Annotated in this window: 9 protein-coding genes; all 9 read right to left on the bottom strand. The window is 45.4% G+C overall.

The features are described from left to right. Nucleotide 1 precedes the first annotated feature (1 nt). The gene (locus tag BG260_RS02880) at nucleotides 2-4,228 is read right to left on the bottom strand and encodes a PAS domain S-box protein (RefSeq protein ID WP_069130444.1); all 4,227 of its coding nucleotides are present in this window, start codon (nucleotides 4,226-4,228) and stop codon (nucleotides 2-4) included. 72 nt (nucleotides 4,229-4,300) lie between these two features. Then, the gene (gene pheA / locus BG260_RS02875) at nucleotides 4,301-5,449 is read right to left on the bottom strand and encodes a prephenate dehydratase (protein WP_069130443.1); all 1,149 of its coding nucleotides are present in this window, start codon (nucleotides 5,447-5,449) and stop codon (nucleotides 4,301-4,303) included. Nucleotides 5,450-5,452: 3 nt separating this feature from the next. After that, entirely contained in the window at nucleotides 5,453-7,165 is a 1,713-nt protein-coding gene (locus BG260_RS02870) for an AAA family ATPase (protein WP_069130442.1), read from the bottom strand. Nucleotides 7,166-7,203: 38 nt separating this feature from the next. Continuing rightward, nucleotides 7,204-8,487: a hemolysin family protein gene (locus BG260_RS02865; protein ID WP_069130441.1), complete on the bottom strand. Its 1,284-nt coding sequence runs from the start codon at nucleotides 8,485-8,487 to the stop codon at nucleotides 7,204-7,206. Nucleotides 8,488-8,499: 12 nt separating this feature from the next. Continuing rightward, on the bottom strand, nucleotides 8,500-9,285 hold the full coding sequence (locus BG260_RS02860) for an enoyl-CoA hydratase/isomerase family protein (protein ID WP_069130440.1): 786 nt from the start codon (nucleotides 9,283-9,285) through the stop codon (nucleotides 8,500-8,502). Beyond that, nucleotides 9,282-10,166: a hypothetical protein gene (locus BG260_RS02855; protein ID WP_083750063.1), complete on the bottom strand. Its 885-nt coding sequence runs from the start codon at nucleotides 10,164-10,166 to the stop codon at nucleotides 9,282-9,284. The genes BG260_RS02860 and BG260_RS02855 overlap by 4 nt, the downstream gene beginning before the upstream one ends. Nucleotides 10,167-10,182: 16 nt before the next feature. Beyond that, nucleotides 10,183-10,602 (bottom strand): hypothetical protein, encoded by a 420-nt coding sequence (locus BG260_RS02850; protein ID WP_069130439.1) that lies wholly within the window; start codon nucleotides 10,600-10,602, stop codon nucleotides 10,183-10,185. Nucleotides 10,603-10,625: 23 nt separating this feature from the next. After that, nucleotides 10,626-11,384 (bottom strand): PspA/IM30 family protein, encoded by a 759-nt coding sequence (locus tag BG260_RS02845; RefSeq protein WP_069130438.1) that lies wholly within the window; start codon nucleotides 11,382-11,384, stop codon nucleotides 10,626-10,628. Nucleotides 11,385-11,459: 75 nt separating this feature from the next. Continuing rightward, nucleotides 11,460-12,806, bottom strand: a complete 1,347-nt coding sequence (locus BG260_RS02840; RefSeq protein ID WP_069130437.1) for a thymidine phosphorylase — start codon at nucleotides 12,804-12,806, stop codon at nucleotides 11,460-11,462. Nucleotides 12,807-12,909 lie beyond the last annotated feature (103 nt).

Below are 12,909 nucleotides of genomic sequence, written 5' to 3'. Positions count from 1 at the left end.
GTTAATCTGGGTTAATTGGTACGACAACAGATATAATTGTTCCTCTCCCTAAAGTACTGATAATATCTAAATTTGCAGACATAGCACCAACTCTGGTTTTCATACTTCTTAAACCAAGCCCTTTACCCTCCTTATCTTTCACATTAAAGCCGATTCCATCATCTTCAATTGTAAGTAAAATCTCATCCATCGAGTAGATCAGCTGAACGTTTATGGTCTTTGGGGTTCCATGCCGTATAGCATTACTGAGTGCTTCCTGAGTAATTCGGTAAAGGTTTATTTGTAAATTTTCCGGCAGTTCCAATCCGTCTAGATTACTGTACAGATAGAACGTAATACCGGTTGATTTTTTTAGCTGATTAACCAGTGACTCTATCGCAAGTTCAAGCCCGTAATCCTGAATCGCTTTAGGCAGCAGGTTCTGGGAGATATTTCTGGTTTCAGATATTGCATAATTCAAAAGCTGTAAACCATTCTCAAATGTATCCGACAACTTTTTTGAGAGTCCCTCTGCATCTTCGTAAACCGATTTCAGGTTCATATTGGCTGCAGAAAGATATTGGCCAAGTCCATCGTGCAGCTCTTTGGCTACCCGCTGGCGCTCCCGCTCTTCACCCTCAATAATTGCACTGATTGCACGCTCTTCAGCTTTTCGCTGCTCTGTAATATCGTTTACAATTACCAGGCGCTGATCTTTACCCTGATAATAAATATCTGAGGCTGACACCATCACCTTTAGCTTATCTCCATTTTTGATGAAATGCGTCCACTCCTTAAAAAAGGACGGACCCCGGCCCCGATTCTGGTCTACTTCAGTTTTCACATTCTTTTTATCCTCTCCGGGGTGAATATCCAGAATTGTGAGTTCATGAAACTCTTCTTGCGAATAGCCATACTTTTCTATCGCTGCCTGATTTACCTCTGTAAACCGGTATGAATCCGGATCGTAAATCCACATCGGAATAGGATTCTGCTCAAACAGGAGACGATACTGCTCTTCAGACTGCTTAAGCTGAACCTCTGCTTTTTTCTTTTCGGTGATGTCATTTGCAATCACCAACCGATGAATTTTGTCCTCATAAAATATCTCTGAGCCCGAAAGATCCACAACCAGCTCTTCACCCGATTTTGTAACCTGAACCCAGGTATCAAAACCGGTACTTTTCTTTTGAATACTTTTCTGAATCTCCGTTTTTATCTCCTCCAACTCCTCTTCGCGGTGAAGTTCATAAAGCTTCAGGTTCTTAAACTCCTCTCTGCTAAATCCATACTTTCGGATTGCAGCCTGGTTCACACTGACGATAAAGAGCGACTCCGGGTCATAAATCCACATGGGCAGCGGACTGTTTTCAAACAGTAGCCGATACTGCTCCTCCGATTTTTCCAGCTCTCTCTTTGCCACTTCATCGGCCGTAATATCCGAAATTGTACCAACCAGATGCACGGTCTTGTTGTCATCGCTGCGGATGAAATATCCTTTATCGGATACGATACGGTACTCCCCGTTTCCATCCAGAACCCGATAATTGCCTACCCAAAATTCATCGCCTGACTCAAGAGCTTCATTTGCACTTTGCCTGATAAACTCCGCGTCATCAGGATGAATAATCGACCTCCACCAATTGATGGAACCTTCAACACTCTCCTTATCATGTCCAAAGCGCAGGACCCACCCTTCACTCCACCACACCTCTCCGGTTTCAAAATTATGATCGTATAACACATCATTCGAAGACCTGGCAATCAGCTCAAAGCGGTTTCGCTCTGCTTTCAGCACCTCCTGGTACTCCTGAACCAGTGTGACATCTACCATCGCACCGATAATCCGTAGCACTTCACCATTTTCATCATGTAAAAGCACTGCCGAGTCTGTAACTGAACGGACCCGTCCGTCGGCGGCATAGAAACGGTATTCAGCTTCCCACTCATTTCGTTTTTCCTTGACAGCATTTCTTAAACTTTCGACCGTCCGTTTTCGATCCTCTTCATGAATATGGGACTCCCAAAAGCGGTCGCTATTCTCAAACTCTTCTCTGCTGTATCCCATCACAGCCTCCAACCCTTCACCCCACCAAACTTCATCATTTTGAGCATTCCACTCCCACACCACATCCGAAACATTGTTGGCTGCAACCTCAAACCGCTGGCGCTCGCCTGCCAGTTGATTCTGAATTCTCTTCAGCTCAGAGATATCCTGAACCGTGGTTACACGATATGGTTCAGAAAGCCCTTTGTCTCGAACAAGCGACATATTGATCAATCCGTGAAATACGGATCCATCCTTACGCTTCAGTGAGGTTTCAAAAGAAACAGAGCCGTTCTCTTCCAGATCATTCAGGTAAGCTTGAAAATTATCAGAACCCGACTCCTGGTATAGATTTTTCACAGAGTACCCTACCAGTTCCGACTCACGAAATCCAAACAGGTCGCAAAAGGCATGGTTAACTCGTTTTATCATATTAGACTGATTTCCACAAACGGCAAGCGCTGTATTGGATTTACGAAATACATTTGCAAGTAACTGATTCTCCTTCTCATACTTTACCCTCTCCGTAATATCGATATGGGTTCCTACCAACCGTTTTGGATTGCCCTCTTCATCCCACTCCACAGTACGGCCACGATCCAAAATCCAAACCCAGTGTCCATCCTTGTGGCGCATTCTGATTTCACACTCATAAATAGGCGTATCCCCTTTAAAATAATCCTCAACCGCTCGTTCAAAAATTTCATGATCATCCGGATGAAGCAACTCATTCCAGGTCTCAATACTCACCGGTTCCAGTTCCTCGAGAGAGTATCCCACCAGGTTCGCCCAGATTTCATCAAACTTTGTTACACCGGTTTGAGGGTGCCACTCCCACAGACCTATACCGGCACTTGTTGTGGTTAACTGCAGCCGGTCCTCATTCTGACGCAGCTCCTCCTCCATTCGTTTCCGTTCAGTAATATCAAATCCAATTCCTATAGATTTGTTTTCACTAATCGTCACATTAATCCAGGTGGTTGGCACGATATCCCCATCCCGTGTCACCAAATCAAAATCAACCCAGCTTCCGTCAGATTTCTGGATCTGCTTTTTGGCAAGTTCAAAATCTTTCTCCTGTGTAATAAGCCTCAAAATACTTTCCCCTGAAACATTTTGGTCTGAATATCCAAAACGCTCAGCAAAAAACTTATTTACCGTGCCTATATCTGCATTTCGGTCGTGCAGATTGATAAAAACAGGCATGTTGTCAAAAATCACCTGAAGTTCCTCTCTCTCCTTTTTGATCTGTCCCTCAAGCTCTTTCTGGTCGGTAATGTCATATCCAATGCCTACAAATGTATTATCACTAAGTGTCACATTGGTCCACATCTGATGGCGAATATCGCCCTCTTTAGTTGTTACCTTATACTCTTTCCAGCCCTTATCCATATTGACGATATCGTCAATCACTTCCTGCCGGTATTCTGGGTCCGGGTAGCACAATTCCAGCATAGACTGATCTTCAAAATCACTCTCTGTCCACCCGAGCACATCCCTGTGGTATTTGTTGATTGAGATCAGGTTTTGTTCATCGTCATAGATGTTTATGAGAACCGGAATTCGTTCAAACAGTTTCTCGAGTCTCTCTTTTTCTACATCCAGTTCCTGTTCGAGCTCTTTGTTCTCGGTGATGTCAATGGTTACACCATTCACCTTCTTCGCTCCTTTGTCGGCCTTGGTGACCTCGCCCCTCGTCCACAACCACCTCACCTTATCGTCAGGAAGCACCACTCTGTACTTGACATCAAACTCCTCCTCACCCTCTAAAAGCTTGTCCGCTTCCTCTTTAAATACGTCAATATCATCCGGATGAATTCTTTTGTAGATATCACCCAATGTAATCTTCGAACCCAACCTGTAGCCAAACATCTGGTTGTGGTTCGATGAAACCTCATAACTGTCATTCGCTTCTGAATACTCCCAAGTAGCCATTTTTGCTGAATCGAGGGCGAGATTCAGGCTCTTCTCTTTTTGCCTCAACTCCAGTTCATTTTTCGATATATACCGTTCATAACTCTTCATCATAAAAAAGAGCCCGATGGCCGTCAATGTAATGTAGAAGAGACCTTTAATCGTCTGAAACGTGGTGAGCAGTAACGGATCCTCAACAAGCCACTCAATAAATGCATCTGTTGTTGTAATCCATACAACAGCAAATGCAAAGTAGATCAGCGTTATTCGTAGCGGGGTAAATTTCATAAGAGGTCCGATTCAATGTTCAGAACTTTACCAAATAGAACCGAAGCAATCAAGAACTAAACGAATTGTTTTCTACCAGTTACCTTTTCGAACCGGATAGCTTCCAAGAACTTTCATGAACTGAGTCTTTCGTTTCAGTTTGTCTAATGCATCAGATAGCTGAGGATCGTTCCGGTTTCCGGACAGATCGAGATAAAACAGAGACTGCCAGGGGTGCCCCAGCCGCGGTCTCGACTCCAGCTTGGTCATGTTTATTCCGGAATCCCCTACAATGTTCAGGCATTTCAGCAGGGCCCCTTTTTCATCAACTGTGGCAAAAATGAGAGAGGTTTTACAGTCGAGCTGAGGGTCGCAGGAGATCGGTTTGCCGGAAACCACGACAAAACGAGTATAATTTCCTTTTTGATTGGCAATGTCCCGCTCTATTATTTTCAATCCGTAAATCTCTGCGGCAAAAGCGCCGGCAATTGCAGCCTGTGATAGATCGGCATCATCCCGCACTTTTCGTGCAGCCATTGCGGTATCAAAGTAGGATTCTACATGGCAGCGCTCTAAACCGGCCAGAAATTTATTACACTGTGCAATGGCCTGAGGGTGTGATAAAATCCTTCGAATATTTGAAACCTCCACTTGTTCAGGAGCCATCAGGCAGTGATTGACCTGCAGTACCTCTTCACCAATAATATAAAGCTCTTTCTCGGCAAGCAGATCGTAGGTATCATTAATCGATCCGGCAGTTGTATTCTCAATCGGCAGGAAGGCAACATCAGCATCTCCCAGCTCCACAGCTTCCGCAGCCTCTGCAAAACGCTTATACCCGATACACACAACGGAATCATATCGCGGCTCGAAATGACGCATGGCAGCCTGATGGCTGTATGCACCGTCAGTTCCCTGATACGCCACTTTGATCTGGCGGTCCGCCGCTTTCTCGTTTTGTTGATCTACCAGCGCGTGCGTCTGATAGCGAACCGAATACTGAATAATCTCCCGATACATCTGCTCCAGAAAGTATGGGTCCACTCCCTCATCGGCGGCAATACTTTTTAGCTTTTCAATCAGTTTCTCCTCTCGTTCGGGATCCCTCACATTTGTGGCCGAACTGAGTTTATCAGCCAGTACTTTTTTAACAATCCGTTGCCGTTCACCCAGCGATTTTACAATCGTTTCGTCGATCCGGTCAATCTTTCTTCTGATCTCATCCAATGACTCTTCAGGCATCTGCTATCGTATCCTCAGCTTTAACTCTTCGATTCGGTTCAATATTTTTTCTCTGTCCATTTTACGGAAACGTTCGGGCAGAAGCGACTTCGATGTGCACTCAATTACCGCAACCAATGTTTGCAGCTCAACTTCCTCGGGGTAGGTTGGAGGGATAAAATCCTCAAATACCTCATCGATAAGCTCTGCCGAAACGGATTCGGCATTTTCTGATGCCGCGCGAAATTTCGCCCTGGTGAGGGCCGCTTCCATATCGGCGCCGGAGTAAACATTTTGACCTTTTTTGATCACTTTTGGAATATAATCCTCCTGCAGATTCAATCCAGTCTTCTTTTTCATTACCTCAAACAGCTCTGTTCTTTCCTCCTCCGTATCGGGCGGGAAAAGTGAAATATGCTCTTCCGCCCGCCCTTGTCGCTTCAAATCAATGGGCATCAAATCCGGTCGCGCCGTCATCAAAAACCAGATAATTCTCCCGCGATTGGATGTATCGCTCATAGCCGTAGCAATCTGGGAAAACACCCGGCTCGACACACCGCTGTCGCCCGATGCGGATCGGTCGCCGAGATAGGCATCAGCCTCATCAATCATCACTGCAACAGGAGACATCGCCTTCAATAGCGACAGGATTTTTTCGAGATTTCCCTCAGTCACTCCCTGCCACTGACTTCTGAAATTTTTCAGCTTCACCATTGGTACACCCACCTCTCCGGCAAAGGATGTGACCAGAAAGGTTTTTCCTGTACCCACCGGCCCGCACACCAAATACCCCATGGGCAGCACATCACGGCGACCATTCTTCAGAGCCTGAACTGCAGATCTCAAATGTCTCTTCACATTCGTATGGCCGGCAACTGCATCCAGTGAACTGTTTGATGGAATAAATTCAATCAACCCGTACGCTTCAGATTCAATCAGCTCTTTTTTAATCTTCGTCAGGGATGAGTAGGTAATCGTTTCGCTGTTCTCAACAGCATTAGAAAGGATGGCCTTCAGTTTCAAGAACCCAAGGCCTGCAGTCATTTGAGCCGCTACATGAATGGGAACCACCGAAATCTCTTCAAAATTGTGTTCTCTGGAAAATTGCTCCAGATAGGTCAGCCGATCCTCTTCAAAAGGAAGAGAAATTTTTAAGCTTGATGTATAAGGGTTCTGGACCAGAGAGCGGTTCAGGTCAGACAAATTTTCTGTCAGAAGTACTGTGGTAAAATCGGACGCCAGAAATAGCGGGTCGTGCGCCCACTTCATCAGGTAGACCAATGCATTCCGATCTTCTGTTCCGGTGCTTCCCGCCTCATTTGCCGGGGTAATCGTTTCAGCATAATCCACGATCAGGGCAATACTTTTCTTCTGATCCAGACGGATACGAAAATACTGCTCAAGTACTGAAAAAGCTCCTACAGGATCTTTCGGTAATTTTTTGGAATAATCTGTACCTGTTAATGAATCCCGGCCGGCAATTGCACGGTTAAAATCCTTTTGCGACTCCTGATCCCTGAAATAGATTCCGGAGGAACGATCGTAAAAAATGACGATGTCGCGTGCACCGAAAAACTCCTCAGACAGAAAGGTTTTCAACCGCAAAAATCGCCGATCACTCTCTTGCCCGACGGACACCAGGTCGTGCACGTTTCCGTGCAGAATAAATTGATTGAGCGTTCGGCTTAAATATTTTTTTGCGAGAAATTGAGCCCAGTCTGGATATTGAGATAGCATAGTTGTCGGGTTATGTTCACACCGGAATTGGCAGAATACTATTCGGAAGTGCCCAGAATTAGTTTCACCGTTTCTATTCGGCTCGGTGTTGCCTTACTGATGATAAATGTGTTCCCCTGGATCTGAATCTCCTCATTCACTTTTGGGATGCGGCCAATATGACTTATTATATAGCCGGCAACGGTTTCAAACTCATCCTCAGAGTCTTGCAGCTGAATTTCAGAATAGGCCTCTTCCAGTTCGTCAAGTTCTACATTTCCGGAGATCACATAGGTATTATCAGATATTTTTTTGATCACCTCGTCGGTTTTATCATACTCATCCTGGATATCCCCAACAACCTCTTCAATCAGGTCTTCTATGGTAACCATCCCTGCTGTTCCGCCATACTCATCAATGACTATGGCAACGGAAATATTGGTTTGACGAAACTCCTGAAGCAAATCTTTCGATTTCTTGCTGGATGGAATCAATTTTACGGGACGTAGAATGTCACTGATCTGCTCCGGATTGCTGAAAAGATCATACGCAAAGACAACTCCAATAATGTCATCAATCGTATCCTGATAGACCGGGATTTTGGAAAACCCGGAGGTGATAAACAGATTTTTCAGTTCTTCTATCGATGCATTTTTGTCGATTGCAATAATCTCCGTTCGGGGAACCATGGTATCACGTACCCGTTTATTGGAGAGTTCAAGCACGTTATGAAGAATCTCAGAATCATCCTGGTCGATATCTTCACTTCCTCCGCTGTCTCGCAGTTCTTTAAAAATCATCTCCACATCCTGCCGGCGAAAGACCTTATCACTGCGCTCGTTGCCTACCTTCAGCCATTTAACCAATATACTTGAGCTCGAATTGGAAATCGCAATCAGTGGCCGCAATAGGTAATTGATGAGCCGTAGCGGTACGGCAATCACTTTTACCATAAAATCTGCCTGAATTCTAAATATCGCCTTGAATAGAATTTCCCCGATCAACAGAATGATAATCGAAGCGATCAGGGTCTGAATAAAAAGCACCATCCCAATGGAAGGTTCAACCCCAAAATATCCTTCATAGATACGGTTAATCGGCTCCACCAGAAAGATCGCCATCAGCGTTGCATATAGCACGTTTACGATGTTATTTCCAACCAGCGTTGTGGTAAGAAAGGTCTCCGGTTTTTCACTGAAAAAAGCTAGAGATCTCCCCGTGAGCGTATTCTTGCGCGACTCTATTTCGAGCTTAAGTCTGTTGGCCGATACAAACGCCATTTCAGACCCGGAAAAAAATCCGCTGAAGAGAATTGTGATGGTAATTATGATAAATTCAGGCATTCTCTAAAAACCTTAACGCCCCCGGAAATTTGGTTTCCGTTTCTCAAGAAATGCAGAGGTACCCTCTTTGAAATCTTCCGTCTCGCAGAGTTCTCCAAACTGTTCCGCCTCATCGGCAAAGCCTTTCACCCGATAACCTGCATTTACCGCTTTAATCGCTTTGGCGAGTGCAACCGGTCCGTTTTTGAGCATTTTAACGGCAAGTTCCTTCGCCTTTCCAACACCCTTACCCGGCTCTGCAATATGCCCGGCCAGCCCGGTTTGATATGCCTCCTCAGCCTTCATCTGTCCGCCTGTCAAAATCATCTCCATCGCTTTTGATTTCCCGACCAGCTGCGGTAGCCGCTGTGTGCCTCCATATCCGGGAATTAACCCGAGGCCAACTTCCGGCAGACCAAAAACAGCGTTCTCCTCAGCAATACGAATATGGCAGGCCATCGCCAGTTCAGAACCGCCACCCAACGCATAGCCGTTTACCACGGCAATCATCGGCTTGGAGCAGTTCTCTATCTTAAAAAACACTTTTTGGCCTCTTTCTGACTGCTTTTCACCCTGTTTTTTATTCAGCGTGTTGAGCTCTTTGATATCCGCACCGGCTACAAACGCCTTCTCTCCGGCGCCGGTCACGATAACTGCCCGAATATCATCATCCTTTTCTATGTTTTCAATTGCCTCTTCCAGCTCATCCAGAACTGTATTGTTCAAGGCATTCAGTTTATCCGGGCGATTGATCGTCAATACCGCAATTCCGTTTTCATCCGTTTCGAGCAACAGCGTGTCAAATGTATAGTCTTTCATGTTTTGGTCTTTACTTTTTGTTCTGTCTCTTTATGAAGTGCTTCCGCCTCTTTTCTAAGCTCTGCAAGTTCCAGTTCGTGATCGATATTTTCGAATCCGGGTAACAGATCCTGATCCAGCTCTTCGATGATCTGTGTGGTCTCCTCCATTTCGGTGACCAGGTGATCGAGCTGCAGGCCAACATCCTCTGCATTCGGCATCGTCATCGACTGTTCGTAAATATAGCGAATTGCATCCTCAATCGTTTCGAGGTGTGTTTCACAGATTAAAAACTTCTCTTTAGCGGCATCAAACTTTTTCAGGCGTTTTTTGAGGATCTCCAGACGGCGCTCACGGGTTTTCTTAAGCTTCTCCGAATCGATCTGATCCAGCTCACCTTCTTGTTCCTGCACCTTTTTTCGGATTTCATCCTCTGCTTCAGAGTTCATATAGATCTGAAATCTTCGATTCATTTCCAGCAGGGTCAGATAGGTAGAGAGCAAATCATCCATCTTGTTTTTGATATGCTCGAGCATGCCCTGAGAGCTGTATGGCAGAGTCTCAAAGTTTTTCTGTACTTCATTGGTGATGTGCTTCAACACTAAAAATCGCTTTTGAGAGCGTGGGTCAAGTCCGTGAAAAAGGGTCTTATCTCCGTTCACCTCATTCCGCTCTTTTTTCTTCTTCAGCCTGATATTCTTTCGGTAGGAGGGAAGGTTGGGAACCACGCCAAGATAGAATAGTTCTGCCCCGATTGTAAACGTAAGCACCGTGCTTGAAACAAACCCGATATCGTTAAAAACAAATGCCGATATGGTACCCGCCAGAAGACACACCAGATTGGCAGGGTGCAGAAATGCCTCTTTCGTAAAATTAATATGTTCGTCCGATTCTTTACTCATTCTCCTCGTCTTTCGGTTACTCAGAGTGCGACTCTGTTTTTCTGCCAACGGTTTTATCTACATGAAGGCCATTCGCCTGCTCTTCAATTTCGCTGTATAGCAGCCCCATCTCCAGTTTGATCTGTTTGAGTGTATCCTTGGCTTTCTCTTTTTTCATCTGCTCATCCAGTTCAGCTTCATCCGGCTGATCATCCATCAAGTGATCCATCGCCACATCGAGACGCGCTTCGAGTCCTGCCATTTTTGTACGCACCTTTCCAAGAAACTGATCTACCGACGCCAACAGTTCATCTGCATTCATCTGCTGCAGAGCTTCATTCACATTTTTCACATAGCCCGACCTTCGCAGCTTCTCCTTCGCATCCCGAATCTTTCGGTAATGCTCTTTATACTCCTCTTTGAGCCGTTCCCGCTCCTGTTCACTTTCCGAAGCCATGGTTGTTTACCACATTCAAATAGTTACGATTTAGTACGGTCGCGACCAACGGTTTTTCCGGAGTCAGTCGCTTCCTGCTCTGATTCCTCAATACCAATCTTCTTCTCCTCGCTCTTGGGGGCTTTCCCCATCTCCTGTTTAAACTGGTTTACCAGTTCCTGAGCGCGAAGCTTCTCCGCATTAGCCTCAATCTCCATGGTTTCGGTATCCACACTTTCCAGGGCAATTTCCATCCGGGCCTCATTTCGTGCAGTCTCCTCATTAAGGCGGTTAACCATTTCGTTGTGGGTGTGGTCAAGTCCGCCCGCTTCGAATGACTCCAGTGCATCGGCCACTTTTGCCTGCCATTCTGCACGTTCGCTGGCACGAAGGGCTTCCCGCGCCTCTTTAATTTTGCGATCTTTCTCGCGCATAAAAGCCTTCTTCACCTTAATTGCTTTTTCATACGCCTGATCGGCAAACTTGAGTTGCTCCCGCGAATGCTCCAAATTCTCCCGCGCTTTTTCCAGCTGCAGCGCGTACCCTTCAGCAAGATCATCCCGATCTGCGTTGATCGCAGATTTAATTTTAGCCGTAACTTCGTTGATCTGCTTCTGATACCGGTCTACCTCTTTACGAAGCATCACAGCATTGGCTTTAACAGTGGCAATATTTTCATTCATCTGAGGAATCTGATCATTCAGTTCCCGAATATTTTGCTCAAGAATCAGTTTTGGGTCTTCCATTGAGCTTACAAATCCGCCAAACATTGACTTGATGGCTCGTATAAATCGTTGAAACATGGTATTGGGTTTTAGTTTAAGCCGGAATCGGTTGATTGATATAAATGTACTCTTTTTTCCGGGTTGAACAACGTTTTATCCATCATAATCATGAATTCCGTCCATATCAACCCGATGCGTGATTCTGCGGAGAGGTTTAGGCTCGATGTCTCTAATTGTTATCGCCTCAACTATTCCTTTTTTAGCAGTATCTAACATTTCCTTCTTGTTCGTATGAAGGGTGGCAATTGTTTCACCCTTTTCAATTTTATCACCTATTTTTTTCTTCAACACAAAACCGGCCCGGGGATCCACATTATCCTCTTTTGCTTTTCTGCCGGCTCCAAGTTCTACCGAAACCATCCCTAACGCAAAAGCATCCATCTCCGTCACATATCCGCTCCTTTCAGATTTTACATCCTCAATCACATCTGCTTCCGGATAACTTGCGGGATCCTTCACAACATTGATATCTCCACCCTGCTCTTCAACAATATCTATCCACTTGTTCAGAGCGGAACCGTCCTCTACAGCTATTCGGCTCATCTTAATTCCCTCCTCAACAGAATCGGCTCTCTTCCCGAGGTAAATCATTGTTCCGGCCAAAAGATGAGTAATCTCCATCACATCCTCCGGTCCTTCCCCATTCAGGCACTCGATCGACTCTTTTACTTCGAGCCAGTTTCCTACCGCATACCCGAGCGGTTGCTCCATATTGGTTAAATAGGCGATTGTCTGCTTCCCAAACTCTTCACCGATACCAACCAATGTTTTTGCCAGCTCAGCAGCATCTTCATGTTTTTTCATGAATGCACCGGAGCCAAACTTAACGTCCAGAACCAAAGCGTCTATTCCCTCGGCAAGTTTTTTACTCATAATACTTCCGGCGATGAGCGGAATAGACTCCACGGTGGCCGTCACATCCCGAAGCGCATAGAGGCGCTTATCGGCCGGGGCAATCTCCTCAGTTTGCCCAACCAGTACCAGATTCTGCTTTTTTAAAATCTCTTTATATCGTTCCAGATCTACATCGACCGTAAAACCCGGAATCGACTCCAGCTTGTCGAGCGTTCCCCCGGTATGGCCAAGCCCTCGCCCCGAAATCATGGGAACCGGAACTCCGCACGAAGCAACAATAGGAGCTAGAATCAGCGAGAGTTTATCACCCACTCCGCCTGTAGAGTGTTTATCTACTTTAAGCCCTTCGGTATCACTCAAATCAACCACAATTCCGCTGTGCAGCATCGAGCGGGTCAAATAGGCGGCCTCCTCGGTGTTTAGCCCGTTAAGATAGCAAGCCATTAAAAAAGAACTCATCTGATAATCCGGCACTTTATCATCCGTATAGGCGCGGATCAACCAGGAAATTTCACTTTCTGAAAGAGTTTTACCGTCTCTTTTTTTGCGGATCAGCGTGACAACGTTATAGCTTTGTTCGGGCATTACTACAATAATTTCTATTCAAACTGTTTTATTCTCAACGATTTGTAAACTACATCAATATACATAATTTGATCGTTCATCTTTCTGAATCTAAATCAATTCC

Source organism: Rhodohalobacter halophilus, from assembly GCF_001715195.1.
In the GTDB taxonomy this organism is placed as follows: Bacteria; Bacteroidota; Rhodothermia; order Balneolales; family Balneolaceae; genus Rhodohalobacter; species Rhodohalobacter halophilus.
Note: the sequence above shows the minus strand (reverse complement) of the source record. Positions and strands in the feature narration are given on the sequence as shown.